A 23,787-nucleotide genomic window follows, 5' to 3' on the forward strand; every position below is an offset into this window, starting at 1 on the left:
GCCCTCGGTCGCCGGACGGGCCGCCGCGCCGGACACCTCGGCCCCGGCCTGCGCCTTGACCTGCGACTGGGCGAGCGGCTGTGGAGTCAGAGCGGACGGTCGGCGGCGCCGCCGTTGGGGGCGACCACGAGATAAATGATCTACTTTGTGAAGGGCACCGTTCGAAGAAGAACAGCGCCCAAAGCAACAGAACCAGCGAGCAGGGCGGGAACGGCCAGCGCGAGAGGAAGGCCGACGACTTCGGCGAGCCCGCCGATCAGGATGGGGCCGGCCAGGAAGCCCGCGTATCCCAGGCCGGCCACCCGGGCGAGGGCCTGGCCGGCGCGGGCGGGGTCGCGGCGGCCGGCGGCGGAGAACAGCTGGGGGATGATGCACGACAGGCCCGCGCCGAAGCAGGCGAACCCGAGGACCGCGATGATCTGGTTGCCGGCCAGCAGGCCGGCGCCGAGTCCGGCCGCGGCGAGCGTGCCGCAGCCGCGTACCAGCGTCACCGCGCCGAACCGGGCGGCCAGCCGGTCTCCGGCGAGGCGGCCGGCGGTCATCATGACGGAGAAGGCGGCGTAGGCGGCCGCGGCGAATCCTGCCGAGCTGCCGAGGCTGTCGCGGAGGTAGACGGAGCTCCAGTCGGCGGCGGCGCCTTCTCCGATCATGCAGCAGATGGCGAGTACGCCCAGGGTGAACACGCCGTGGGCGGCGCCTTTCGCGGGGGTGTTGCTCCCGCCGCTTCCCGGGGCGGCTCCCGCGGCGGTCGCCGGGGTGGTTTCCGTGGTGGTCGTGGTGGTGGCGGTGGTGGTTTCCGGGGTGGTCCGCGCGGCGGGGCCGGTGGTTTCGGGGAGCCCGGTGGGTGCGGGTTCGGCGGGGTGTCCGGGAGGTGCGGCGGAGCGGGGGAGGGCCCAGCGGGCGGCCCACAGTGCCATGAGGGTGAGGACTGCGGCGGTGGTGGTGAAGGTGGCGGCGGGGGTGAGCCCGGTCTGGGCGAGCAGGCCGCCGGTGGTGGCGCCGAGGAAGCCGCCGATGCTGAACGCCGCGTGGAAGGACGACATGAGGGGGCGGTTCGCGGCTCGTTCGACCTCGACGGCGTTGGCGTTCATTGCCACGTCGAGGGTGCCGTGGACCAGGCCGAAGGCGAACAGCGTCGCGGCGAGCGCGGTGAGGCCGGGGGCGTGGGCGGGCAGGATGAGGACGATGCCCTGGGCGAAGGCCATGGGGATCATGACGGTGGTGCTGCCGTGGCGGTCGATGAGGCGGCCCACCACCTGCATGCCGGTGATGGCCCCGGCCGCGATGCCGAGGAGTCCGAGGCTGAGGCGGCCGTCGCTGAGGTCGAGTCCTTCCTTGATGGAGGGGATGCGTGCCGTCCAGGTGCCGATGGCGATGCCCGCCAGCGTGAAGAGCAGGTAGACCGCGATGCGGGCGCGGGTGAGGACCGTTCGGTCGGGGGTGGTGACGTGCATGGGCGCTCCGGTCAGACGGTGCGGACGGTGACGCCGGCGGCGGTGAGGGCGTCGTGTTCGCCCGGGGGGATGGCGGTGTCGGTGATGACGATGTCGAGGCGGTCGAGGGGGCAGACGGCGCCGAAGGCGGTGCGGGTGAACTTGCCGGAGTCGGTGGCGACGATGACGCGTCGGGTGGAGTCGATGGCGGCTCGTTTGACGGCGACGTCGGACAGGTCGTGGGCGGTCAGGCCGTGTTCGGCGGACAGGCCGCAGCAGCCGATGATCGCGGTGTCGAAGCGCAGGGATCGGATGGAGGTCTCGGTGAGGGGGCCGGAGAAGTTGAGTTCGCCGGGCCGTACCTCGCCGCCGGGGAGGACGAGGCGGATGCGGGGTGCGGTGGCGAGTTCGTCGGCGGATTGCAGAGAGAGGGGCAGGACGGTCAGGCGGCGGTCGCGGATCGCGCGGGCGACTTCCAGGGTGGTGGTGCCGCCGTCGAGCAGGACGGCCTCGCCGTCGGCGAGCAGGGTGGCGACTTCGGCGGCGATGCGGCGTTTGATGTCGGTCGCCTCGCGTTCGCGTACGCCGAAGGGGGGTTCCTCGCCGCGTAGCAGGAGGCTGATGGCGCCGCCGCGGACGCGTCTGACGACTCCTTGCTGGGCGAGTTCGTCGAGGTCGCGGCGGATCGTCATTTCTGAGACCGCGTGGGCGACGGCCAGTTCGGCCACTGAGACGCTGTCCTTGGCGCGCAGTTCGGACATGATGGCGCGCAGGCGATCTGAACTCTCCACGAGTTCATTTGAACATGTTGAATGTTCGGTTGGCAAGCCGCCGGGTGAGCCCGGCCACCCGGCGGGCCGGGGAGGGCGGGTTCTGGGAAGGACTCCTCTCCTGGCGTCCCCGTGCCCGGGGAACCGCCCCATCGTCGTCGTTCAGCCCGGGCTTGGCCGCTCGCCGCCGGCCGCGCACCCCGGGACCGCCGGTGTCCGGCCGCACCCTCCGGGGCCGCCGGTGTCCGGCCGCACCCTCCGGGGCCGCCGGTGTCCGCCGTACCGGGCCGGTCAGGCCGTTTCGGCGCTGAGGGTCTGTGCCACGGGCACGCGGGCCGCCAGTCGTGCGGGCAGGGCGGTGAGCGCGGCCGTCGTCAGGACGGTCGCGAGCGCGGCGGCGAGCAGCCAGGAGGAGGGGGGTTCCACGGCGTTGGGGGCGGCGAAGAGCGAGAGCAGGCCGGCGCCCAGGGGGACGCCGATGACGGCGCCGGGCAGCGCGGGCAGGAGCTGGGCGGCGGACAGTCCCGCGGAGATCTGTCCCGGGGTGGCGCCGAGCGTGCGGGCGACGGCCATGCTCGCCCGGGCCTCCATGGCGGTGGTCCAGGTGAACGTGAGGGTGTTCACGACGGCGAGTGCGATGAGCAGGACGGTGACGGCGAGCATCAGTCCGCGGTCGTGCTCGCCCCGCAGGTTGGGCAGGGCGGAGGAGCCGTCCAGTCCGTAGCCTCTCTCCGGCTGGGCGTGGAGGGTCAGCAGGGCGACGATCGCGATCACCGTGGTGGCGGTGGAGCATGCCTGCAGTACGGCGCGGCCCGGCCGGCGGGCGGTCAGCCGCAGCCCGAGCAGTAGCGGTGTGGGCAGTAGTGCGGACAGCGCGGTGAGCCGGGGGCGGTGACGGGGCTGGTGCGCGGTGGCGGTCAGCGCCGTGACGGTCGCCGTGCGCATGGCCCGCAGTGTGGGACGCAGTGTGGACAGCACCGCCACCGCCATGGCGAGAACGGTCGCCGCGGCGACGGTGGCGCCGGTCAGCTCGGCGGTGCCGATCCGGCTGGCGGTGGGGCTGGCGACGGCGGGCAGGGTCAGGCGGGCGATCACCAGCCCCAGCGCGTCACCGATCAGCGCCAGCGCCAGATACTCGGTGAGCAGGACGGTGGCGATCAGACTCGGGGTGGCGCCGACGGCCTTGAGCAGTCCGGCCCGGCGTGTCCGCTCGATGGCGCGTCCGGCGGCCAGCGCCGCCACTCCGGTGATGGCCAGGAAGCCGAGCAGCCAGCTGCCGACGACCAGGATCGGCTGGGTGTCCCTGAGGATGACCATGTCCTGCTCGGCCGTGAACCGCCAGGTGTGGAGGCTCACCCTGAGGGTGAGGCCGTGGTGGGCGGCCAGGAATGCCTCGGTCCCGCCGGGGTCGCGCAGCTTGAGGTCCAGGGCCGTGGTCACCGGGAGGTCCCGGGACGCCGCCAGTGCGCGGGCGTCCGATCGGGTCATCCAGGCCAGGCCGGTGTAGTCGCTGGGTCCGCCGTACGGGCCGATCTGTGCCGCCCAGGGGTAGATGGAGGTGGCGGCGGTGACGGCGATTCCGACGACGGGGTAGGACCGGCCGGCGATGGTGACGTGGTCGCCGACGCCGGCGCCCAGGGCGGTGGCGAAGCCGCGTTCGAGGACCGTGCCGCCGGGGCGTACCCAGTGGCCCGAGGTCACCAGGGGCCGGTTGAGCGTGCCGGGTGTCTCGGCGAAGCCCTGCACCACCACCGGGGAGGAGATGGAGTCGCGTGTGGTGAGGTCGGCGTAGACGATGCGGTAGGGGCCGTGGTGGGCGACCACTTCGGGGTCGTCCGTCAGCGAGGTCAGGGCCGACGTCACGGTGGGGCCCGTCTCGCCGGAGAGCGCCACCACGTCCGGTCCGGCGGTGGCCGCGCGGGTCTGCTCGTACAGCGCGTCGCTCACGCCGCGCAGGGACAGGCCCAGGGTCATCGTGGCGGTGGCCACGGTCACGGCGAGCAGGAGCATCGCGGCCTGGATCTTGTGCCGGCGCATGTCGGCCAGTGCCAGGCGCACGATGAGCACGGTGGAGCCCATGATGTTCAGCCCTCCAGCCCGATCAGGCCGCCGAGCCGTCCGGTGCCGGTGCCGGCCAGCCGGGTGTCGTCGACGAACATCCCGTCGCGCATCGAGACCAGCCGGTCGGCGGTGGCCGCGACCCGTTCGTCGTGCGTGACGATGATGAGGGTCTGCCCCGCGGCGCGCAGGTCATCGAAGATTCTCAGCATGTCGAGGCTCGCCGCGGTGTCGAGATTGCCGGTGGGTTCGTCGGCCAGGACGACGAGGGGGTCGTTGACCAGGGCGCGGGCGACGGCGATCCGCTGGCGTTGCCCGCCGGACAGTTGTGACGGCAGGTGCCGGGCGCGGTCGGCGAGCCCGACCCGTTCCAGCAGGAGGTTCGCGCGTCGTCTGGCCTGGCGGCGTGAGCGGCCGGCCAGCAGGGCGGGCAGTTCCACGTTCTCGGCGGCCGACAGTTCGTCCATGAGGTGGAATGCCTGGAAGACGAATCCGACCGATCGGCGCCGCATGCGCGCCAGGGCTCGCTCGCTCAGGGCGTCGATGCGCCGTCCGGCCATCCACACCTCTCCGCCGGTGGGCCGTTCCAGGCCGCCGAGCAGGTGCAGCAGGGTGGATTTCCCGCAGCCGCTGGGGCCCATGACCGCCAGTGTCTGCCCCTGGGGCACTTCCAGGTCGATCTCGTCCACCGCGCGGACCCGGCTCTGCCCCTGGCCGTGCGTTTTCACCAGGCCGCGGGCCCGGACTGCGGCACTTGACACGTTCATGCACCCTCGGCTTCGTGATCGACCTTGGACCAGGCGCGTTCGCAGGCGTCCAGCCAGCGCAGGTCCGCCTGCAGTCGCAGCATGACCCCTTCCAGCAGCAGGGCGGCGCCCGATCCCGCCGGCTCGGCCAGCGCCGCCTGCTGCGCCTCGCGCAGGCGGCGCAGCAGTTCGCGGCGCTGGGCCGCGATGAGTTCGACCGGGTCGGCGAGCCGGGCCGCGGCGGCGGTGGCGAGCTTGAGGTGGAACTCCGCCAGGTCCGGCTTCGGCCAGCCGATCTCGGTCAGCCAGGCGGCGACCCGTTGCTGTCCGGCGGGTGTCAGCGCGTAGACCTTGCGTTCGGGCTTCTCGGGCAGGCCGTCGGCCCGCTCGCAGACCACGAGCCCGGCTTTTTCCAGCCGGGCCAGGGTCACGTAGATCTGGCCGGGGTTCATCGACTCGCCCAGCGGTCCGAGGCTGTGCCGCAGCCGGGCCCGCAGGTGGTACCCGTGTGATGGTTCTTTGGCGAGCATCGCCAGCACCGCGTCCTGCATTCCACCCCCTAACGGTTAGCCAATAGATAGCGGTTAGCCATATGAGGTGTCAAAGCGCCGCGGCGGCCCCTGGCCTCCGGTGAGGGCCGCGCGTCGTGGTATGCGCCGCGTATATACCCCCGGTATATATTGATCGCCATGACAGTCCCCTTGACCCTGCTGGGCCTCCTGGACCGTGAGCCCAGCTACGGATACGACCTGAAGCGCGACTACGACACCTACTTCGGCAAGGGCAAGCCGCTTCCCTTCGGGCAGGTCTATTCGACGCTCGGCCGCCTGGCCAGGGACGGCAAGGTCGCGGCCGGCCCGAGCGAGCCCGGCGACGGGCCCGACCGCAAGCGCTACGCCATCACCCCGCTGGGCAGGCAGGAGGTGGAGGCGTGGCTGGCCGAGCCGGCGGCGGCGGAGCCGTTCCTGCAGACGGTGCTGTTCACGAAGGTCGTGCTGGCGCTGATGCTGGGCCACGACGCGCAGCGCTTCCTCGACGTCCAGCGCGCCACGCACATGCGGCGCATGCGCGAGCTGTCGGAGATCAAACGCGACGGCGCGCTCGTGGACGCCCTGCTGGCCGACCACGCCCTGTTCCACCTGGAGGCCGACCTGCGCTGGATCGACGTGACCACGGCCCGGCTGGGCGCGCTGGCGGAGACGGTGCGCCGCGCATGACCATCGACGCGCTTCCCCTGCCGGGCCCGCTGCTGGAGGCCCGTTCCGTCGAGCGCTCCTACGGCCGCACGCCGGCGCTGCGCGAGGCGAGCCTGTCGGTGACGTCGGGAGAGGTTCTGGCGATCATGGGCCCGAGCGGCTCCGGCAAGTCCACGCTGCTGCACTGCCTGGCCGGCATCTTCACCCCCGACGCGGGCGAGGTCTGGTTCGGCGGGCGGCGGCTGGACACCCTGGGCGACGCCCGGCGGTCGGAGCTGCGCCGTACCGCGTTCGGCTTCGTCTTCCAGTTCGGCCAGCTGGTGCCGGAGCTCACGGCGGCCGACAACGTCGCCCTGCCGCTGCTGCTCGGCAGGACCGGGCGCAGGCAGGCCTACCAGCGGGCGCGCGACTGGCTGCGGCGGCTGGAGCTGGAGGACCTGGCCGGACGGCGCACCGGCGAGCTGTCCGGCGGGCAGACGCAGAGGGTGGCCGTCGCCAGGGCGCTGGTGACGCGGCCCAAGGTGATCTTCGCGGACGAGCCCACCGGCGCGCTCGACTCGCTCACCGGGGAGAAGGTCATGGAGCTGCTCGTCGGCCTGGCCCGTCAGGAGGGCACGACGGTGATCGTGGTGACCCATGACGCCCGCGTCGCCGCCTGCGCCGACCGGGAGGTCATGGTGCGCGACGGCAGAGTCACCGACCCCTACGCCGGCGAGGTCGTCCGATGACGCTGTGGCTGGGCCTGCGGCTGTCGCTGCGCGGCGGCCGGGAGGCGATCGTCCGGCTGGTGCTCGTCACCGCCGCCGTCGCGGCGGGGGTGACGGTGCTGCTGTCCACGGTGGCGCTGTTCAACGCCTTCCGGACCACCGCGGACCGGCCGTGCTGGGAGTGCACGACCGGCTCCGCGCCGGCGGGCTGGGCGCTGGGCGCCACCTCCGGCGCGGTGCTGTGGAACCACCGCCAGGATTACTACGCCGGCCGTCCGATCAAGCGGCTCGACGTCGCCGTCCTCGACGCGCGGACGCCCGCCCCGGGTGTTCCCGGTCTTTCCGCGCTGCCCGGGGCGGGGCGCCACTACGTCTCGCCCGCGCTCGCCGAGCTGATGGACGCCGTGCCGCGTGAGCAACTCGCCGACCGCTTCCCCGGCGCCCGCGCCGGTCTCATCGGGCGGGCGGCGCTGTCCGGCCCCGACGACCTGGTCGTCGTCGTCGGCCAGAGTCCTGACGCGCTGGCCGGCATGGCGGGCACGGTGGCCGTGGACGCCGTCGCCACCGCCCCGGCCGCGGACGACACAATGGCCCTGTACGAGCACGGCTTCGGCATCGCCGCCGTCGGCCTGATCGTCCCGCTGATCATCCTCATCGGCACCGCCACGCGCCTGGCCGCCGCCCGCCGCGAGGCGCGCTTCGCCGCGATCCGGCTGGCCGGAGCCACCGCGCGGCAGGTCAACGCGATCGCCTCGGTGGACGCGGCGCTCGGCGCGCTGCTGGGCGCGCTCGCCGGCATCGCGGTCTTCCAGGCGGTGCGGCCCGCGCTGGCCGGCGTCGCCGTCACCGGCTCGCGTTTCTTCCCCGACGTGGTCGCGCCCACCCCGACGCATTACGCCGCCGTGGTCGCGGGCGTGCCGCTCGCCGCGGCGGGCGCCGCCCTGTGGTCGTTGCGCCGGGTACGGATCACACCGCTCGGCGCCGCGCGCAAGGTGCGGGCCTCCGCCCCGGGATGGTGGCGGGTGCTGCCGCTGCTGGCGGGGCTGGGGCTGTTCGCCGGCCCGGTGTTCGCGAGCGGCGACAGGGAGCCGGACGCGCTGCTCCTCGACGTCGGCCTGGCGCTGATCATGGTCGGTCTCATGGTGGCCGGGCCGTGGCTGACGATGCTGGTCGCGCGGCTGGCCGCCCGCCTCACCCGCGGCGCGGCGACGCTGCTGGCCGCGCAGCGGCTGGCGGCCGACCCGAAGGGGGCCTTCCGGTCGGTGAACGGGATCGTGCTGGCGGTCTTCATCGGCACGGCCGTCGCCGGTATCGTCCCCGCCGTCGTCTCGGGGCAGGCGGCGGCGGGCGGCGGCACGCTGGGCGAGGTCCTGCGGACGTCGTTCGGGTACGCCGACGCCGCCCCGGGCCGGCCGCTGCCGCCCGGCACGGCCGACGAACTGCTCGCCGAGCTCCGCTCCCGCCCCGGTGTCACCGTGCTGCCGATCTACCGCAGGATCGGGCAGCCGGCCCGGCCCGACGGGCCCCCGCCGTGTGCCCCGGGCCCCGGCTGCCGGCCCGACTTCATGCTCGGGCACGTGGTCGCGTGCGACGCCCTGGCCGCCTTCCCGGCGCTCGGCCGCTGCGCCCCGGGCGCCCGCGCGGTGACGGCCGACTTCAACCGGCTACTGACCAGCGACAACATGCTCTCCGTCGACCGCAACCTGCCGATCGTGGACCCCTCCAGCCCGGCCGCCGGCCCGGCCGCCGATCAAGCCGCCGGCCAGGCCGCCCCGGCTCGCCTGTCCCTGGCGGCGGTGCTGGTCCGCGCGGACGACCCGGCCGTCCGCGAGCGGATCCGCACGCTGCTCGCCCCGTACGTCGCCCGCTCCGGCAGCGCCGAGACGCCGCTGACGCTCGCCGAGGTCGCCCAGGTCCGCGCGGTGCTGCTGGACCAGGTGGAACGCGTGGCGCCGGCCATCGTCGCGCTGACCCTGCTGGTGGCGGGCTGCGGCCTGCTGGTGGCGGTCGCCGGAGGCGTGGTGGAGCGCAGGCAGCCGTTCACGCTGCTGCGGCTGTGCGGCACGCCGACCCGGGTCCTGTCCCAGGTGGTGCTACTGGAGACGGCCGCTCCCGTGGTGCTGGCCGCCCTGGTGGCGGCGGGCGCGGGCCTCGGCGTGGCCGAACCGCTGATCGACCAGCTGAGGATCAAGAGCGCGCCGGCGGCGCTGCCCGGCCCCGCCTACTTCCTGACCGTCGGCGGCGGGCTGCTGGCCGCCCTGCTGGTGATCCTCGCCGGCCTGCCGCTGCTCAAGCGTGTGACCGCGCCCGAGGGCGCCCGCTTCGAATAGGACCATCGTCGATGATGAAACATGTCCGACGGCCGGCCGCGGTGCTCGCCGCCGCGCTGACCGCCTCCCTCCTCGTGGCGGCGCCCGCGCCGGTGAGCGCCGCCGGGGGCCGCTACAGCGCCGACATCAGACGCACCGAGTACGGCATCCCGCACATCTCGGCGAAAGACCACGGCGGCCTCGGCTACGGCTATCAGAATGCGGGCCAGTGCTCCGGCCTTCAGGTGCGGGGGTGAAGGCCCGCGCGGGAGTGCCTGTTAGGGCACGAGCGTGCCTTGGCCTTCCTGGTCTTGCTGCTCCATCCACCAGGCGTAGGAGACGACCACGGCGCGAGGCTCCCCGTGCCGCTCCACGATGGTGGGTTCACCAGTGAAGTGGGCGACGTCGATCCGGCGCCCCAACTGGTCGCGGAGTTCTCGAACACTCATACGTTCCGTCATAGTACCTATGGTACCATCGGTACCATGCAGCTTCGTTACCAGTACCGGCTTCATCCGGACGCCGCCCAGCACGAGGCGCTGGCGCGGGCGTTCGGATGCGCCCGTACGGTGTTCAACGATGGGCTGCGCGCACGCCAGGACGCCCGCGAGGCGGGCCTGCCGTACATCGTGGACGGGGAGCTGTCCAAGCGGGTCATCACCGAGGCGAAGAAGACGCCCGAGCGTGCCTGGCTGGGCGAGGTCTCCGCCGTGGTGCTCCAGCAGGCGCTCGCCGATCTGAACACCGCCTACCGAAACTTCTTCGCCTCGGTCGCCGGGAAACGGAAGGGTCCGAAGGCCGCGCCGCCCCGGTTCCGGTCGCGTAAGGACAACCGGCAGGCGATCCGGTTCACGAAGAACGCCAGGTTCGCCATCATGCCGGGCGGGAAGCTGCGGCTGCCGAAGATCGGGGATGTGGAGGTCCGCTGGTCCCGCGCCCTGCCCGCCGAACCCTCCAGCGTGACCGTGGTCAAAGACGCGGCCGGACGGTACTTCGCGAGCTTCGTGGTCGAGGTCGCCGAGCAGTCGCTCCCGCCCGCCGATGCCGAGGTCGGCATCGACCTGGGCCTAGCCCACTTCGCGGTGACCTCGGAAGGCTGGAAGATCGACTCACCCCGGTTCCTGCGCCGGGCGGAGAAGAAACTCAAGAAGCTCCAACGCGCCCTGTCGCGTAAAGAGAAGGGCTCGAACAACCGGGCCAAGGCTCGTCGCAAGGTCGCCCGCCAGCACGCGAAGGTCACCGACACGCGCCACGAGTTCCACCACCAGCTCTCCACGCAGATCATTCGCGACAACCAAGCGGTGCATGTGGAGGACCTGGCGGTGGTGGGACTGGCGCGCACCAAGCTGGCCAAAAGCGTGCACGACGCGGGCTGGTCGCAGTTCATCGCGATGCTGGAGTACAAGGCGAAGCTGTACGGGCGAACCTTCCATCGGATCGACCGGTGGTTCCCCTCCTCCAAGCTCTGCTCGGAGTGCGGCGCTCTGCAAGAGTCGATGCCGCTGAACGTCCGGTCGTGGATCTGCGCCTGTGGCGCGGCCCACGACCGGGACGTCAATGCGGCGATCAACATCCTGGCCGCCGGACGGGCGGACAGGCGAAACGCCTGTGGAGGGCCGGTAAGACCACCGCTCGCGGTGGCACAGCCCAGTGAAGCAGGAAGCCACAGAGGCGCCGCATGACGCGGCACGGGCTGAACCTCCGGCCTTCAGGCCGGGGAGCGCGTCAACTGAGCGACACCGGCGTGGACAGGCTGCCCGACCCGGCCTGCCGGGGCAAGGAGTGGGTCGGCCCCATCACCGCCACCGACGTGTGGACGAACCTGCTCGACCTCGGCCGCCTGGGAAGCGGCTCATCGTTCAAGCTCGACATCGCCAACCCGGTGGTGCAGGGCGCGCTGGCCGACGCCGTGCGGTTCTTCACCGCCAATGACCTGCCGCTGACGCTCACGCCGGGGCAGGCCCAGCGCTACGGCGACGTCCCGGTGCCGGGCTGCACCGAGGGGGAGGGCTGCTTCGACCGGATCCGCACCGGCGGCCCGCTCGGCGAGGCGGGCCGCTATCCGGACGTCGACACCGGCTCCAGCTTCATGATGGCCGTGGAACTGACCCCGGCCGGGCCGCGCACCCGCACCGTGCTGACGTACTCGCTGTCGGCCGGCGCGGCCTCGCCGCACCACGCCGACCAGACCGAGCTGTTCTCCCGCGGCGGGTGGGTGACGGAGCGGTTCACCGAGGCCGAGATCAGGGCGTACCCGCATCTGACGACGACGTCGCTGCGGTCGGCCTCACCCCCGGCCTGAAGGCCGGGGCACCGCGGACGATCCTCGTCGCCCCGACGCGCCTGCCGGACGGCCCCCCGGGGGAGCCGTCCGGCACGGCCACGACGCCGGATCGGTGGTGCTGGCCGGCACGAGGTCCGACCGGGTCCGGCTCCTCGACCTGCGCGAGCCGGTGAACTTCGGACACGCAGGTCAAAGGCATTCGGTGGCGGCCGGGTGGCGTCCGGATGGATGTTCGATGGCGGGGATCGCAAGCATGTACATCACAGCGGTCCCCGCTGGAATCCCCGCCGAAAGGAGGTAACGACATGGACGTGAACACCCTGGTGGCCTCGCTGCAGGAGCTGGACGTCACCGCCGACGGCCGCGAGCTCCTCGCCGCCGAGCAGGCCGGTCTGAGCCCGCAGTAAGTCTCAGCCCTCGGTAAGTACGGGAGCGAGGTGGTGCGCCGGTCTCCGGCGCACCACCTCTACGACAAAGGGCCGGGAAACACATGCTGACGCCTGCCTTTAACGATCACAGAGAGTTGACGGCCGGATACGACGCGCTGGCACGGCTGACGGCCGAGCGGTACGGCCCGAGGTCGCAAGCGCTCGTGTTCGTCCTGACCGAAGAGCTGATCAGGCTGCGTACCGTGCTGGCGGGGGACCCGGGGGCGATGGTGATCGCGGCGCGGGTGGACCGGCTGCGCGAGGCCATCCAGGACCTTTACCGGGTGAGCGAGTTCCCGGCGCTGCCCAGCCCGTCCAGCAGGGTGGTGTCCGAGTCTCCGCTGGTGATCGAGTTCGATCGCGATCGGTTCGAAGAGCGTTACGCGGCGGCCGTCCCCGTGGTGAGCCCCCGGCTCGTCGAGGTCTCCGGTCCTCTGCTCGGCCCGCTCCGGGCGGGGGTGCCGTACATGTTCGTGATCGACGATCGAGGCACGCTGGTGGTCTGGAACCGCGCCTTCCGGCTGCGCGATCTGGTGTTCGGGCGGGCCACCGCGATGGCCGCGGGGGTCCGGGTCGCCCATCCGCTGCTGGTGCCGCAACGGCTCATGGCGCAGGCGGCCGGGGAGATCGTGTTCGTGGGGGAGCCGAGGGTGTGCGCCGTCGTCGCCAACACCAAGTCCGGGCACTTCCGGCCTCCGCCCGCCACGCGCGACACCATCCGCCGGGTGTGCTCGACCGTGCTCGAACTCGACCGGCGCGACGTGGATGTCTTCACCCTCGAACTGCCTGACACTGGAGACGGACATGACAGACGATCATGAGGTCGCTTCCGGGATCAACCGGCTGCCGGCCTACACCGTGGGTGTGGAACACGAGTACAAGTGGCTGCTGGACCAGACCCCCGGCGACGTGCCCGAGGCACTCGGGTCGATGGGGCTGAGCGCCGGCTACCCGGTGCGGACGGCGAACGACGTGACCCATTCCAGCGTGTACTTCGACGATCCCGGCTGGAGCCTGGCCGGGGCCGGCCTCTCACTGACGTTGCGGGTCTACCACGGCACGATGCGCGCGTTCGGCGCGCTGGTCGCCAAGCACACCCTCGAATGGCGCGACGGACGACGCGACGCGGCCGAGCTGGCCGTACGTGTGGATCCCCGCAGGGCCGAGGAGAGCCTCCAGGACTGGGAGCTCCTGCCGCTGCGCCACCTGGCGCGGTACTTCCGCGAACGGTTACCGCTGTCGCCGTACGCGACGGCGGTGCAGGTCAGAAAGCAGGCGCGGCTCGGCACAGCCCTCGCGCTCAGCCTGGACCGCACGTCGATCTCCCGGCCCGCGGACCCGAAGCCGCTCGATGAGCGGACCTGGCTGGAGATCGAGTGCAACGAGCCGGGGAGAGGGACGCTGCGCGAACTCGGCGACCTGGCCGGGAAGATCACGGCAGCCGTGGGCAAGGCTCCGCACGAGCTGACCAAGCCCGAGATGGCGGCCCGGCTCATGGGATGGGACGGCACGCGATGAGGCTGCCCAAGGACTACTGGATTCTCTGGACCGGCGGCGGGCTGTCCCTGCTGGGCAGCTACATGCAGTACATCGCCTTGCCCCTGTGGGTCCTGGACGTCACCGGCTCCCCGGTGGCCACGGGTTCGGCGTTCGCGATGAGCGTGCTGCCGACCGTCCTGCTCGCGCCGGTGGCCGGCTATCTCGCCGACCGTGTCGACCGCAGGATTCTCACGATCGTCTGCGAGGCCGTCTCGGGGGTGGCGGTCCTGGTGCTCCTGCTGTCCACCGAGCACGCAAGCGTGATCGGGGTGTACATAGGGGCCTTCGCCGTGCGGACGTTCAACACCGCGACGGTACCCGCCACCCAGGCGATGATCCGCGCCAAGGTGCCCGAGGATCTCCTGCCACGGGCCTCGGCCCGGTTCGACCTGGTCAACTCGGTCGCCATCATCGCCGGCCCGGCGCTGGGAAGCGCCGTGTACGCGGCGGCGGGCATCGAATGGGTGCTCTACGCGAACCTGGCCTCGTTCCTCGTCAGCGCCGGGCTCACCGCGGCCGTCTCCCCCTGTCCCGGCGCGCGTTCGCAGCGGGGGATCGCGACGGCGACGCTCAGCGCGCTCGGGCACGTGATGCGCAGCGCCAGGCTCGCGCCCGTGGCCCTGACCGAGGGGGTCTACTACCTGTTCATCGGCGGCTCCACCGCGCTGTGCGTGATCCTCGCGAGCAGCGGCCTCGGTGACGCGCTGAGCGGCCTGTACGTCGCCGGCATGGGCGCGGGATGGCTGCTGACCTCGACCGTCATCCTGACGCGCTTCGGCGGGCGGGCGGCTGAGGTGGTGCGGGTGGCCGGTCTCTGCGCCGTTCCCGTCGCCGTCCTGCAATGGGTCGCGGTGGGGTGGAACCCGGTGACCTGCTTCGTGTGCGGCATGGTCGCGGGCATGGCGAACCTGGCCGTCGCCGGCGGCGCCTCGATCGTCTACCAGGCCGAGACGGATAAGGACAACGCGGGCCGGATCTTCGCGATGCGCCGCGCGCTCATCAACGCCTGCCTGGGCGTGTCCACGATCGGGCTGCCGGCCCTGGGGGTCGCGCTCGGCATCGGCCAGGTCCTGCTGATCATGGCGGTGATCGCGACGGTGGGCACGGCCGGGGTCCGGCTCATGCGACCGCGGCTCGCCGTTCCCGCCGAGGAGTCACGAGCGTGAGAACCGAGAAACTGACCGTCTCGCGCGGTGACACCGCGGCGTGGGACCTGCCCTTCGGCCCCGGGCACGACCCGGAAGAGGTCGCCGGACGGGCGGCGCTCACCGCGCGCTACCTCGTCGACGTGCGCTCCGGGGGGATCGGCGCCCTGGCGGCGGAGAACGGTTGGGTCCACCGGCACGCCATGCAGCCCGACCGTTCCCAGTTCTCGCTCTGGGGGCCGGGCATCGACCCGGAGAGCATCGCCATGGTGGCGGAGAGGATCGAGCCGAGTCCGTCGCGAGCCCTGCTGGAGGAGCTCAAGGCGGCCCAGCTCGCTCATGCGGGAGCCCGCAGGTACTCCAACGTCGAGGACATCCTGTACGGCCTGCACGTCGCGGGATGGGGGCACCGGGGGTGCGTCCACAGCCTCGGCGACGCCGAGACGCTGGCCGCGATAGGCGTGACCGACTTCCGCGACTACCTCGCCGAATGCGTGAAGGGCCTGAGCTACTCCTGCTTCGCCGGCGACACCCTCGTCGGCGGCGGCCAGGCGTACGAGAAGGAGTTCGGCGCCACGTGGAGAGGAGGGGTCGAATTCGTCAGGACGACGGCCACGCGTTTCACGGTGGCGGTGGCGGTGCCGTTCTCCGCCGACGAGGCGGATGAGGTGACGCTGGCCGTCATCAGCGAGGCACTGGGCACGATGACGCCGGGCCGGATACTGGCCCGGCTGCGGGAACGCCGGGGAATCGCCTACAGCGGGGGAGCGATTTACCGGCGTGAGCACGGGCGGCCGGTGCTGATGGCCACCGCTTCGACACTCGCCGAGCATGTGGGCGCGTGCGCCGCGGAACTGGTCGCCCTCACGAGGGGGGTGGGCGACATCTCGGAGGCCGAGTGGCGAACGGCGGCCCGCAGGGTGCAGGTCAAGGCCCGGGCCGCGCTTGAGGATCCGTTCGCCGCGGTGTCCGAGCGCAGGCGGGCGTCGGCCGGCCAGCCGACGCTCGCCGAGATGTCGACGCGGGCTGTCGCCACCGCCGAGCGGCTCGCCGCCACGCCGCCGCGTCCGGCCGGCGGGCTTGCGCGAGCCGTGATCGGAGCCGTGGACGACCGCATGGAACGTGAACTGGAGAGTGCCTGGTGAGCGAGGTGGAACTGACGCACGTCACGGTAGGGGGACTGGAGGTGTGCCTGGCCACCGTCCCGTGGGCGCGGTCGTTCGCGGCGGTGCTCCAGGTGGGCTCGGGATGCGGCGCCGACCCGGGAGGGCTGGCCGGTCTGGCCCATCTGTGCGAGCACGAGCGGATCGCCCATGCGGCGCGGCTGGTCCCCGCCGCGGAGGTGACCGTCAACGGGCTGACGGAGTCGGGCTGGACCCGGTTCCAGTGCTCGGCGGACGTGACCACCTGGGGAAGCGCGGTGGACCGCGTGCTGGCGATGTTCGACCCGGGGCAGTTGGACAACGCCGCGCTGGCCGCCGAGACCTCCGCCATGCTGATCGAGATGGAGCGCACCGGGGGCAGGCCGGCCTTGCGGCTGGGGCCCCTGATGGCGGCCGCCGCGCTGCCGGGCTCGGATCTGGCCCGGCTGGGCGAGGCGAGCGCGGACACCGTCCACGCCATCGGCCACGAAGACATGAAGGTCTTTCTTGACCGCCACTACCGTCCCGGCAACGCGCGGTTGATCGTGGCCTCGCCGGTGCCGGCCGATGAGATCGTGACGCACCTGTCCGCGTGGGACGGCCCCTTGCGCGCGGACGGCCTTTTGCGCGCGGACGACCCGCCCGGCGCGGTCGCGGGCCCCGCCGTACCCGAGCTGGACGGCACCTGGGTGGCCACGCTGGCGGTGAGCAGGCCCGCCGCATCTCAGGGCGTGGCCGCGGCCGTGGCCGGAAAGGTCGCCCTCGACGGCGACGGACTGATCGAGCGGGTGTCGAGGCGTCACGGGCATCGGGTCGCCGGGGCGGCCGTCCTGCACGGCGGCTCGCATGATCTGGCCGTGCTGAGCTGGGGGACGGTACAGCCTTCGGCGGCCGTCCTGCGGGACATGCGGCGGTTGTTCGACGGCGATCCGGAGTTCTCCGCCGGCCGGGAACGGTTGGAGAGGGCCCGGCACCTGGCCGCCGTGACGCACAGCTTCGAACACCAGACCATGAGCGGGCTGGCCGGCCAGCTCGCCAGGTGGCTGAACCGGACCGGGCCCCGGCCGATGTCGGTGGACGACTTCCGGTCGGTGCCGCTGCGCGACATCGGCGAGAGCGTGGCCGCGCTGCTCTCTGCGGCCCGGCTGTGGCACTGGGACGCGGGCCGTCCGAACCCGCTGGAGATGTGAGCATGCTTCCGGAGATCACGTCCGCAGGCGGATACACGACCCTGGCCGTGGCGCAGGCGCTCGCCGAACTGGGCTGGCCTCCCGCCGCGCCGAAGGACGGCCCCTCCGGGGAGCGGCACGCGCTGGTCCTGACCTGGCCCGGCGATCCGACCCCGGCGTTCGTGGAGTGGGGACGACACCTCCCCTACCGGCTGGACGCGCTGCCGTGGGCGCTGGCGAGCGGGCACGGCGGGATCGATGTCCTCCTCGGCGGGCAGGCCCCCGCATCCGTGCCGCTGAAGTGCGAGGACGACCTGCGTACGGCCGCGCTCAGGCTCGCCGAGACCGTCCGCGACCGGTTCGCCGGCAGGCCCGCGCCCCTGGTTCACGTGCCGGAGGGGCCACCGCCGCTCCTGCCGTACGGGCTGATCGACTGGTCGGTGCCGGCGGGCCGGACCGCGTCACTCATCCGGGCGCTCGGCAGCCCCGCCCCCGGCGCCTGGACCAGCGTGGACGGCATACGCCTGACCGTGGGCAGCGCCGGCCTCACGGACCTGCCCTCCGCGTGCGCGCCGCCCGGCACCGTCCTCGCCGCCGACGGCGACGGACTGCTCGTCCAGGCGGGGGATGGGATCCTGCGGATCGGCGACGTCCGCGATCTCATCGGCCCCGTCTGCCCGCCGCCGGACAGCCGCCTGGGCAGGGACGTGGCCGGCGAGACGGAGGCGCTCCGCCAGCGGGTCACCGATCTGGAGCACATGGTCCGCTATCTCGTTCGATGTAGATTCGATGGCGTTTGAAGATCGTCACCCGTCACAGTCGAGGTTCCGCAGGATTCCACGTAAGGAGCTCCCATGAAGATCTCTCGTACCGCCGCCGTCATCGCCGCGCTGGCCTGCGCCTTCCTCCTCGGTCCCGGCACGGCCTCGGCCTCCGTCTCCGCTTCGGCCTCCGCCGGAGCCCAGCCGCTGGGCGGCGGCTGCGTCGGCCTGATCTGCTAGCGACGACCGGGCGCCCGGCCTCCATAGACCAGGTGGGATGTCCATTTGCCAGGTGACTGTGGATAATCGCCTTCATGCCAGCAGAGGTGGAATTCCGGCTCCTAGGCCCACTGGAAGTACGAGTCGGAGGGATGTCCCACCGCCTGGGCGGGCCACGGCAGGAGAGGCTGCTCGCCGCCCTGCTCCTCAACCCCGATCGCCTGGTCACGATGGACGTTCTCATCGACGTCCTGTGGGAGGAGAACCCGCCGGTCACCGCCCGCCGGCAGCTCCACAACGCGATCAATCTGCTGCGCAGAGGGCTGGACTCCGCGCATTTCCTCCTGTTCACCGAGCGTCACGGGTACGGCATCCGCACGAGCGGGGCGTTCCTCGACGTGGCGCTGTTCGAGCAGGGGGTCGACGACGCCCGCAGGCAGGCCAGGCAGGGTGAGCGCCCGCTGGCGATCCGCACGCTCTCCGCCGCGCTCGACCTGTGGCGGGGACCCGCGCTGGCCGGCCTGGCGGGGCAGGCCGTCGAGAACGCCGCCGCCAAGCTGAACGAGCAGCGGCTCGCCGCGCGCGAGACCCTGATCAGCCTGAGGCTCGCGGAGAGCGAGGGCACCGACCTGATCCCTGAGCTGACCGCCCTCGTCGCGGAGAACCCCTTACGCGAAAGCCTCCGCCACAAGCTGATCTTCGCCCTCTACCGAGCCGGGCGGCAGTCGGAGGCACTGGCGGCCTACGAGGAGACCCGGGTGCTCCTCGCCGCGGAACTCGGCGTCGATCCCGGGCCCGACCTGCGCACGCTCCACTCCCAGATCCTCCGCAACGAGCTGGAGGCCGCCGCTCCCCAGCCGGAACCTCCGCCATCCGGTGACACCCTGCCGTACGAGATCCCCGACTTCATCGGGCGGGCGAAGGAACTGGAGCGCCTGCTCGACCCCGCCGGCGGCACGAACGCCCCGACGGTGGTCATCACCTCCATCGACGGCATGCCGGGCGTGGGGAAGACCACCCTCGCGGTCAGGGCGGCCCACCTGCTGGCCGAGCGCTACCCGGACGGCCGCCTCTTCGTCGACCTGCACGGGCACACGCCGGGCCAGCGCCCGCTCGACCCGGCGGCCGCCCTCGACCTGCTGCTGCGCTCCATCCACATACCCCCGGAGCTCGTCCCCCACGACCTGGTGTCGCGCGCGGCCAGGTGGCGCTCCGAACTCGCGCACAAGCGCTTCCTCGTGGTGCTGGACAACGCCGAGAACGACGCCCAGGTCCGGCCGTTGCTCGCCGGAACCTCCGGCTCCTCCGTCCTGATCACGAGTCGCCGCAGGCTCACCGCCCTGGAGGGGGCCACGTCGCTCTCCCTCGACGTGCTGACGGACCCGGAGGCCCGAGAGCTGTTCCGGCGGATCGCCGGGCACGAGCGCACCGAGGGCTTCGCCGACGAGGTCGGGAGGGTGGTGACGCTGTGCGGGTTCCTGCCGCTGGCCATCCGGATCGCGGCCTCCCGGTTCCGGCACCGTCCCGCCTGGACGCTCGCCTACCTCGTCAGGCGGCTGAGCGACGAACGGCACAGGCTGGCCGAGCTGTCCGCGGGCGACCGGAGCGTCATGGCCGCCTTCACCGTGTCCTACCGGCATCTCGGGCCCGCCCACCAGCGGGCCTTTCGGCTGCTGGGCCTGCACCCGGGGCCGGACTTCGACGAGTACGGCCTGGCCGCGCTGATGGACGTCCCCGTCGCGGAGGCCACGGACGTGCTGGAGGACCTTCTCGACGTGCACCTGCTCATCCAGCACGACGCCGGCCGGTTCCACTTCCACGACCTGATCGCCCAGTACGCCAGAATGCGGGCCGAGCAGGAGGAGCCGGAGCAGGAGCGGGAGGCCGCCCGCCATCGCCTGGACGAATACGTGCTCGACCTGGGCCTCGCGTGCGAGCGCCTGATCGACTCCGGCCGCCAGACGTCGGGAGTCGCGGCCGCCCCCACCTCCGCGCTGCCCGGCCTGTCCACCCCGGAGGACGTGAAAGCGGTCATCGGCGCCGAGCACCGCACCATCGCGGCGGTCACCGCGGGTGCGGGGCCACAGGCGTGTCGGCTCGCGGCCGTCCTCGGCCCGCTCCTGCTCGGACAGGGATACGCGGACGAGGCGCTGAGCTGCTACGGCCACGGCATCGAGGCGGCCCGCGCGGCAGGTCACCGTGAGGGCGAGGCCCTGCTCTGCCGCAGCCTGGGGCTCGCCTACATCAACCGCGGCCGGTTCCGGGACGCGCTGCGTACCTTCGGCGAGGGCCTGGCGATCGAGGAGGCGCGCGGGAACGCCCACGGCGCGGCCCGCATGCTGGCCAACATGGGGATCGCGCACATCCGGCTCGGCGAGTACGCCGAAGCGCTCTCCCATCTGCTCCGGGCCTCGCCCGCGATCGAGCGGCTCGGCACGCTCCGCGACCGCGCGGCGCTGCTCGGAAACCTCGGCGTCGTCTACACCTACCGCGGCCGCTACGAAGAGGCGGCCGACTGCCATCTGTCGGCTCTTGAACTGAACAGCACCCTGGGCAACCAGGCCGTCGAGGTCAACGGCCTGATGAACGTGGGCTGGGCCTACACGCGCGCGGGCCGCCTGGAGGAAGCCATGGACCACCTCCAGCGCGCGCTCACGCTCGGCGACCAGGTCGGCGCGAAGGAGGACGCGGGGCGCGCCATGTTCCTGCTGGCCGACTGCCTGCGCCGGCTCGGCCGCCACGAGCCGGCCCTGGAACAGGCCAGGGGCGCCCTCATCGCGGCCCGCGCCATGGGCAGTCAGGACATCGAGGGACATGCGCTCCTCATCCTCGGCCTGATCCACCACGACATGGGCGAGCTGAACCTGGCCGAGGAGTGCCTTGCCAGGACGCTGACCCTCGCCGGGAGCACCGGCCAGAGCTTCAAGCAGGTCACGGCGCTGGACGGGCTCGGCAAGGTTGCGGCGTCCCGCGGTCACCGCGAGGTCGCGCTCACGCACTGGCGCGACGCCCTGGAGATCGCCGACCGCCTCGGCCTGCCGGCCGTGGACGAGCTCGAACGCCAGATCGCCGAGGCGTGATCGGACCCGGGCGCGTCACAGAATGCCTGCGAGGCGTCTCATCGAGGGGGTCAGGCCGGTCCCTGGCCGGTTCCCGGGCCGAATCGGCGCCGGTACTCCAACGGGGTGAGCCCGATCCTGCGGCGCATCAGCGCGCGCAGATTGGCGCCGGTGCCCAGTCCGCTGCGCCGCGCGACCGTCTCAAGGTGCGGCTCGCCCCGCTCGATCAGCCGGCACGCCAGGGCCAGCCGTTCCACGGTGAGCCATGCCAGTGGCGTGGTGCCCAGCTGTGCCCGGAAGCGGCGATGCAGTGTCGCCGGGCTGATCGAGGCGCGCGCTGCGAGGTCGGCCACCGTGAGCGGGGCGTCCAGGCGTTCCTGGGCCCAGGAGAGGACGGGAGCCAGGGACTCATCCGGCGCATCGGGCACGGGCCGCTCCACGAACTGCCGCTGCCCGCCGTCGCGGTGCGCGGCGAAGACGAGCCGCCGGCTCACCGAGTTGGCGACCTCCGCGCCATGGTCGCGGCGGACGATGTGCAGGCCCAGGTCGAGCGCGGCGGCGCTCCCCGCGGAGGTGAGGATGTCACCGTCGTCCACGAACAACACGTCTGTTTCGAGCCGGACGGAAGGGAAGCGGGCCCGGAAGGAATCCGCCCACTGCCAGTGCGCGGTGGCCCGGCGCCCGTCGAGGACCCCGGCCTCGGCCAGGGTGAAGGCGCCGCTGCAGAAGCCGACCAGGCGGGCGCCGCGCGCGTGCGCCCGCCGGATCGCATCGAGCACGGCGGCGCGGCGGGGCACCTCGACGTCGGGACGGTTGGGAACGATCAACGTATCCGCCGCTTCGGCCGCCTCCAGGCCGGCGACGCCGGCGAGCGTGAAGAACCCGTCCCGCATCGGCGTGCGCGGCTCGGGGGAACACAGGCGGAAGTCGTAGAGATCGCGCCCGAGCTCGGGCCTGCGCAGGCCGAAGACCTCGGTCGCGCAACCCAGCTCGAAGGGGTTGGAGTTCTCGTCCACGATCACGACGACCCGGTGCGGGACCGCCGCATGAGCGACATGCGAGGATTCTTGCGCCATGTGCTATTCCTAGCACTCCCGCCGGTCGTGCCCGATGGGCCAGGATGCACTCGTGAGCAACGAACCCATCACCCTCGGCAAGGCCCTGGCCTCCTTCGACGCTCTGTGGAGCCCCCGCGTCGTCACACGCGTCAACGACTACGACGTACGCGTCGCCAAGGTCGAGGGCGAGCACATCTGGCACGCCCACGACGACACCGACGAGTTCTTCCTGGTGCTCGACGGGGAACTGCGCATCTCCTTGCGCGAGCCCGGCGGGGAGCGCACGGTCCGGCTCCCGCGGGGGGCGGTGTTCACCGTCCCCCGCGGTGTGGAGCACAGGCCGTCCGCCCCCGCCGCGGCCGCGATCCTCATGTTCGAGCCCACCGGGACACCGACGGTCGGCGACCGCCACGCCGAGATCCCCGATCACATCGACGCGACGACGGGGCACGCGCTCGACCTCTGAGGAGACCGACGAGAAGATCGGCGAAGAGATCGGTGAGGAGATCGGCGATGTGGACGGCCCCGGGCGGCGCCACCTGAGATCATCGCGCCGGTACGGAAACGTTCCGCGAGAGGCAGGAGGCGTGGCAGTGGCACGAGTACTGGTGGTCGGTCTCGACCCCGCCAGGATCCAGGGCTGGGACCCCGAGCCGGTCCAGGCGGCGATGGCACGCGGCCGGGCCCGTTTCGACGATCACGGCATCGAGGCCGACTGGTGCCTGGTGGCACTCGACGACGACCCCGAAGGGGCGATCGTGGAGGCGCTGATCCGCGAAGACCACGCCTGCGTGGTGATCGGGGGCGGCATCCGCAAGCATGAGCCGTTGCTCGAGTTCTTCGAGAGGGTGGTCAACCTGGTCCGGCGGCACGCGCCCGGCGCGGCCATCGCCTTCAGCGGCGGCCCCGAGGACTGCGCCGACGCGGCCCTGCGCTGGCTGCGCTAGCGGAGGGCCGCGTCGGTTCGGCGTGGCGGAGCCAGGGCGTCAGGCCGCCGGCGGCGCCGGGGGCGGTGCGGTCACTCCTCGATGGCGCCGCCCACGGCCCGCAGGTGGTCGCGGAAGGTCAGCGAGGGGTTCTGCCGCCGCCCGGCGAGGAAGGCGCCGAAGCGCACCTGCTCGCGCAGGGTGTCGCCGCCGCGGATCCGCTCGGCCTGGCGCCGCTCGGTGTCACGGATCGTCTCGGCGAGGGTGAGGAGTTCCTCGGCGCGGTCCGCGGGGAGGAAGAGCACGCCGTCGTCGTCGCCCAGGACCAGGTCGCCGGGGCCCACCGTCCACTCGCCCACGTCCGCCGACGCGAGGGCGCCCGGGGGGCGCTCGTCCAGGCGCAGCGGGCCGGTGGGCAGGGCCCCCAGGCTGAAGACGGGCAGCCCGATCCGGTGGATGTCGGCGGTGTCGCGGTGCAGCCCCCAGATCACGATCCCGGCCAGCCCGGCGGCCTGCGCCTCCAGGACCACCAGGTCGCCGACGCACGCCTCGTCGAGGCGGCCGCCGTTGTCGGCCACCAGCACGTCGCCGGGTGCGGCCCGTTCGAACGCCTCCAGGAAGACGTCGACGCTGCCGGCGTGCCGGGCGGGGGTCACCCGCCCGGCCAGGCGGTCGCCGGGTGTCACGGCGCGCAGGGCCGCGGGCGCGCACCGTACCGGGACGCGGGCGCGGATGCAGGCGTCCGCCAGGTGGGCGGTGGTCAGAGCGGTGAACCGCTTGTGAAGTTCATGGTGGTCCATGGCCGTTCTCCCTCTCTCCGCCCGCCGCGCCATCGCCT

Annotated in this window: 24 protein-coding genes; 16 read left to right on the forward strand and 8 right to left on the reverse strand. The window is 72.6% G+C overall.

Going from position 1 to position 23,787, the window contains the following annotated elements; genetic code table 11:
- Positions 1–140: 140 nt before the first annotated feature.
- From HDA43_RS32845 to HDA43_RS32865, 5 genes are all read right to left on the reverse strand, one after another.
- Complete coding sequence (locus HDA43_RS32845) at positions 141–1,454, reverse strand: MFS transporter (protein ID WP_179828514.1); 1,314 nt, start codon at positions 1,452–1,454, stop codon at positions 141–143.
- A gap of 11 nt (positions 1,455–1,465) precedes the next feature.
- Positions 1,466–2,224, reverse strand: coding sequence for a DeoR/GlpR family DNA-binding transcription regulator (locus tag HDA43_RS32850; RefSeq protein ID WP_229811600.1), 759 nt, complete (start codon positions 2,222–2,224; stop codon positions 1,466–1,468).
- Positions 2,225–2,494: 270 nt separating this feature from the next.
- Positions 2,495–4,282: an ABC transporter permease gene (locus tag HDA43_RS32855; RefSeq protein ID WP_179828517.1), complete on the reverse strand. Its 1,788-nt coding sequence runs from the start codon at positions 4,280–4,282 to the stop codon at positions 2,495–2,497.
- 5 nt (positions 4,283–4,287) lie between these two features.
- The gene (locus HDA43_RS32860; protein WP_179828518.1) at positions 4,288–5,028 is read right to left on the reverse strand and encodes an ABC transporter ATP-binding protein; all 741 of its coding nucleotides are present in this window, start codon (positions 5,026–5,028) and stop codon (positions 4,288–4,290) included.
- Positions 5,025–5,558, reverse strand: a complete 534-nt coding sequence (locus HDA43_RS32865) for a PadR family transcriptional regulator (protein WP_179828520.1) — start codon at positions 5,556–5,558, stop codon at positions 5,025–5,027. The genes HDA43_RS32860 and HDA43_RS32865 overlap by 4 nt, the downstream gene beginning before the upstream one ends.
- A 138-nt stretch (positions 5,559–5,696) precedes the next feature.
- Between HDA43_RS32865 and HDA43_RS32870 the strand changes: the two genes are divergently transcribed.
- Genes HDA43_RS32870 through HDA43_RS32885 form a run of 4 tightly spaced genes read left to right on the forward strand, consistent with a single transcriptional unit; the run spans position 5,697 to position 9,476 of the window.
- Positions 5,697–6,224 carry a PadR family transcriptional regulator gene (locus HDA43_RS32870; protein ID WP_179828522.1) on the forward strand — a complete coding sequence of 176 codons (528 nt, stop codon included), beginning with the start codon at positions 5,697–5,699 and terminating at the stop codon, positions 6,222–6,224.
- Positions 6,221–6,931, forward strand: coding sequence for an ABC transporter ATP-binding protein (locus tag HDA43_RS32875; RefSeq protein ID WP_179828524.1), 711 nt, complete (start codon positions 6,221–6,223; stop codon positions 6,929–6,931). The genes HDA43_RS32870 and HDA43_RS32875 overlap by 4 nt, the downstream gene beginning before the upstream one ends.
- Positions 6,928–9,240, forward strand: coding sequence for an FtsX-like permease family protein (locus HDA43_RS32880; protein WP_179828526.1), 2,313 nt, complete (start codon positions 6,928–6,930; stop codon positions 9,238–9,240). The genes HDA43_RS32875 and HDA43_RS32880 overlap by 4 nt, the downstream gene beginning before the upstream one ends.
- A gap of 14 nt (positions 9,241–9,254) precedes the next feature.
- The gene (locus HDA43_RS32885) at positions 9,255–9,476 is read left to right on the forward strand and encodes a hypothetical protein (protein WP_179828528.1); all 222 of its coding nucleotides are present in this window, start codon (positions 9,255–9,257) and stop codon (positions 9,474–9,476) included.
- 21 nt (positions 9,477–9,497) lie between these two features.
- Here HDA43_RS32885 and HDA43_RS32890 read toward each other — a convergent pair whose 3' ends face one another.
- Positions 9,498–9,668, reverse strand: coding sequence for a type II toxin-antitoxin system Phd/YefM family antitoxin (locus tag HDA43_RS32890; protein ID WP_179828530.1), 171 nt, complete (start codon positions 9,666–9,668; stop codon positions 9,498–9,500).
- A 36-nt stretch (positions 9,669–9,704) separates the two neighbouring features.
- Between HDA43_RS32890 and HDA43_RS32895 the strand changes: the two genes are divergently transcribed.
- From HDA43_RS32895 to HDA43_RS32940, 10 genes are all read left to right on the forward strand, one after another.
- Complete coding sequence (locus HDA43_RS32895) at positions 9,705–10,901, forward strand: RNA-guided endonuclease InsQ/TnpB family protein (protein WP_179828531.1); 1,197 nt, start codon at positions 9,705–9,707, stop codon at positions 10,899–10,901.
- A 62-nt stretch (positions 10,902–10,963) separates the two neighbouring features.
- Positions 10,964–11,521, forward strand: coding sequence for a penicillin acylase family protein (locus HDA43_RS32900; RefSeq protein ID WP_312873657.1), 558 nt, complete (start codon positions 10,964–10,966; stop codon positions 11,519–11,521).
- Positions 11,522–12,026: 505 nt separating this feature from the next.
- A complete protein-coding gene (locus HDA43_RS32905) occupies positions 12,027–12,752 on the forward strand; it encodes a hypothetical protein (RefSeq protein ID WP_179828532.1) in 726 nt (241 codons plus the stop codon).
- Positions 12,736–13,449 carry a hypothetical protein gene (locus tag HDA43_RS32910; RefSeq protein ID WP_179828533.1) on the forward strand — a complete coding sequence of 238 codons (714 nt, stop codon included), beginning with the start codon at positions 12,736–12,738 and terminating at the stop codon, positions 13,447–13,449. The genes HDA43_RS32905 and HDA43_RS32910 overlap by 17 nt, the downstream gene beginning before the upstream one ends.
- Positions 13,446–14,636, forward strand: coding sequence for an MFS transporter (locus HDA43_RS32915; protein ID WP_179828534.1), 1,191 nt, complete (start codon positions 13,446–13,448; stop codon positions 14,634–14,636). Before HDA43_RS32910 ends, HDA43_RS32915 begins: the two co-directional genes overlap by 4 nt.
- Positions 14,633–15,760, forward strand: coding sequence for an insulinase family protein (locus HDA43_RS32920; RefSeq protein WP_179828535.1), 1,128 nt, complete (start codon positions 14,633–14,635; stop codon positions 15,758–15,760). The genes HDA43_RS32915 and HDA43_RS32920 overlap by 4 nt, the downstream gene beginning before the upstream one ends.
- A complete protein-coding gene (locus HDA43_RS32925; RefSeq protein WP_179828536.1) occupies positions 15,757–16,947 on the forward strand; it encodes a peptidase M16 family protein in 1,191 nt (396 codons plus the stop codon). Before HDA43_RS32920 ends, HDA43_RS32925 begins: the two co-directional genes overlap by 4 nt.
- A gap of 2 nt (positions 16,948–16,949) precedes the next feature.
- Positions 16,950–17,726: a DNA-3-methyladenine glycosylase gene (locus tag HDA43_RS32930; protein ID WP_179828537.1), complete on the forward strand. Its 777-nt coding sequence runs from the start codon at positions 16,950–16,952 to the stop codon at positions 17,724–17,726.
- Positions 17,727–17,780: 54 nt separating this feature from the next.
- Entirely contained in the window at positions 17,781–17,927 is a 147-nt protein-coding gene (locus HDA43_RS32935; RefSeq protein ID WP_179828538.1) for a hypothetical protein, read from the forward strand.
- Between the two features lie 131 nt (positions 17,928–18,058).
- Positions 18,059–20,986: an AfsR/SARP family transcriptional regulator gene (locus HDA43_RS32940; protein ID WP_179828540.1), complete on the forward strand. Its 2,928-nt coding sequence runs from the start codon at positions 18,059–18,061 to the stop codon at positions 20,984–20,986.
- Positions 20,987–21,036: 50 nt separating this feature from the next.
- Here the strand turns inward: HDA43_RS32940 and HDA43_RS32945 are convergent, their stop codons facing one another.
- On the reverse strand, positions 21,037–22,041 hold the full coding sequence (locus tag HDA43_RS32945) for a helix-turn-helix domain-containing protein (protein WP_179828542.1): 1,005 nt from the start codon (positions 22,039–22,041) through the stop codon (positions 21,037–21,039).
- Positions 22,042–22,093: 52 nt separating this feature from the next.
- Here HDA43_RS32945 and HDA43_RS32950 point away from each other — a divergent pair, with 52 nt between their 5' ends.
- Together HDA43_RS32950 and HDA43_RS32955 are read left to right on the forward strand one after the other, a co-directional pair.
- The gene (locus HDA43_RS32950) at positions 22,094–22,489 is read left to right on the forward strand and encodes a cupin domain-containing protein (protein WP_179828544.1); all 396 of its coding nucleotides are present in this window, start codon (positions 22,094–22,096) and stop codon (positions 22,487–22,489) included.
- Between the two features lie 121 nt (positions 22,490–22,610).
- Complete coding sequence (locus HDA43_RS32955) at positions 22,611–22,970, forward strand: hypothetical protein (RefSeq protein ID WP_179828546.1); 360 nt, start codon at positions 22,611–22,613, stop codon at positions 22,968–22,970.
- Positions 22,971–23,041: 71 nt separating this feature from the next.
- Here the strand turns inward: HDA43_RS32955 and HDA43_RS32960 are convergent, their stop codons facing one another.
- The gene (locus HDA43_RS32960; protein ID WP_179828548.1) at positions 23,042–23,749 is read right to left on the reverse strand and encodes an RraA family protein; all 708 of its coding nucleotides are present in this window, start codon (positions 23,747–23,749) and stop codon (positions 23,042–23,044) included.
- Positions 23,750–23,787 lie beyond the last annotated feature (38 nt).

This window comes from Streptosporangium sandarakinum (assembly GCF_013409935.1).
GTDB lineage: Bacteria > Actinomycetota > Actinomycetes > Streptosporangiales > Streptosporangiaceae > Streptosporangium > Streptosporangium nondiastaticum.

Excerpts from the sequence above, each read along its gene's own strand:
- HDA43_RS32845 (WP_179828514.1), bottom strand. The coding sequence starts at position 1,454 with ATGCACGTCACCACCCCCGACCGAACGGTCCTCACCCGCGCCCGCATC.
- HDA43_RS32880 (WP_179828526.1), top strand. The coding sequence starts at position 6,928 with ATGACGCTGTGGCTGGGCCTGCGGCTGTCGCTGCGCGGCGGCCGGGAG.
- HDA43_RS32890 (WP_179828530.1), bottom strand. The coding sequence starts at position 9,668 with ATGAGTGTTCGAGAACTCCGCGACCAGTTGGGGCGCCGGATCGACGTC.
- HDA43_RS32885 (WP_179828528.1), top strand. The coding sequence starts at position 9,255 with ATGAAACATGTCCGACGGCCGGCCGCGGTGCTCGCCGCCGCGCTGACC.
- HDA43_RS32935 (WP_179828538.1), top strand. The coding sequence starts at position 17,781 with ATGAAGATCTCTCGTACCGCCGCCGTCATCGCCGCGCTGGCCTGCGCC.
- HDA43_RS32870 (WP_179828522.1), top strand. The coding sequence starts at position 5,697 with ATGACAGTCCCCTTGACCCTGCTGGGCCTCCTGGACCGTGAGCCCAGC.
- HDA43_RS32960 (WP_179828548.1), bottom strand. The coding sequence starts at position 23,749 with ATGGACCACCATGAACTTCACAAGCGGTTCACCGCTCTGACCACCGCC.
- HDA43_RS32915 (WP_179828534.1), top strand. The coding sequence starts at position 13,446 with ATGAGGCTGCCCAAGGACTACTGGATTCTCTGGACCGGCGGCGGGCTG.
- HDA43_RS32940 (WP_179828540.1), top strand. The coding sequence starts at position 18,059 with ATGTCCCACCGCCTGGGCGGGCCACGGCAGGAGAGGCTGCTCGCCGCC.
- HDA43_RS32875 (WP_179828524.1), top strand. The coding sequence starts at position 6,221 with ATGACCATCGACGCGCTTCCCCTGCCGGGCCCGCTGCTGGAGGCCCGT.
- HDA43_RS32945 (WP_179828542.1), bottom strand. The coding sequence starts at position 22,041 with ATGGCGCAAGAATCCTCGCATGTCGCTCATGCGGCGGTCCCGCACCGG.
- HDA43_RS32895 (WP_179828531.1), top strand. The coding sequence starts at position 9,705 with ATGCAGCTTCGTTACCAGTACCGGCTTCATCCGGACGCCGCCCAGCAC.
- HDA43_RS32865 (WP_179828520.1), bottom strand. The coding sequence starts at position 5,558 with ATGCAGGACGCGGTGCTGGCGATGCTCGCCAAAGAACCATCACACGGG.
- HDA43_RS32910 (WP_179828533.1), top strand. The coding sequence starts at position 12,736 with ATGACAGACGATCATGAGGTCGCTTCCGGGATCAACCGGCTGCCGGCC.
- HDA43_RS32930 (WP_179828537.1), top strand. The coding sequence starts at position 16,950 with ATGCTTCCGGAGATCACGTCCGCAGGCGGATACACGACCCTGGCCGTG.
- HDA43_RS32855 (WP_179828517.1), bottom strand. The coding sequence starts at position 4,282 with ATGGGCTCCACCGTGCTCATCGTGCGCCTGGCACTGGCCGACATGCGC.
- HDA43_RS32860 (WP_179828518.1), bottom strand. The coding sequence starts at position 5,028 with ATGAACGTGTCAAGTGCCGCAGTCCGGGCCCGCGGCCTGGTGAAAACG.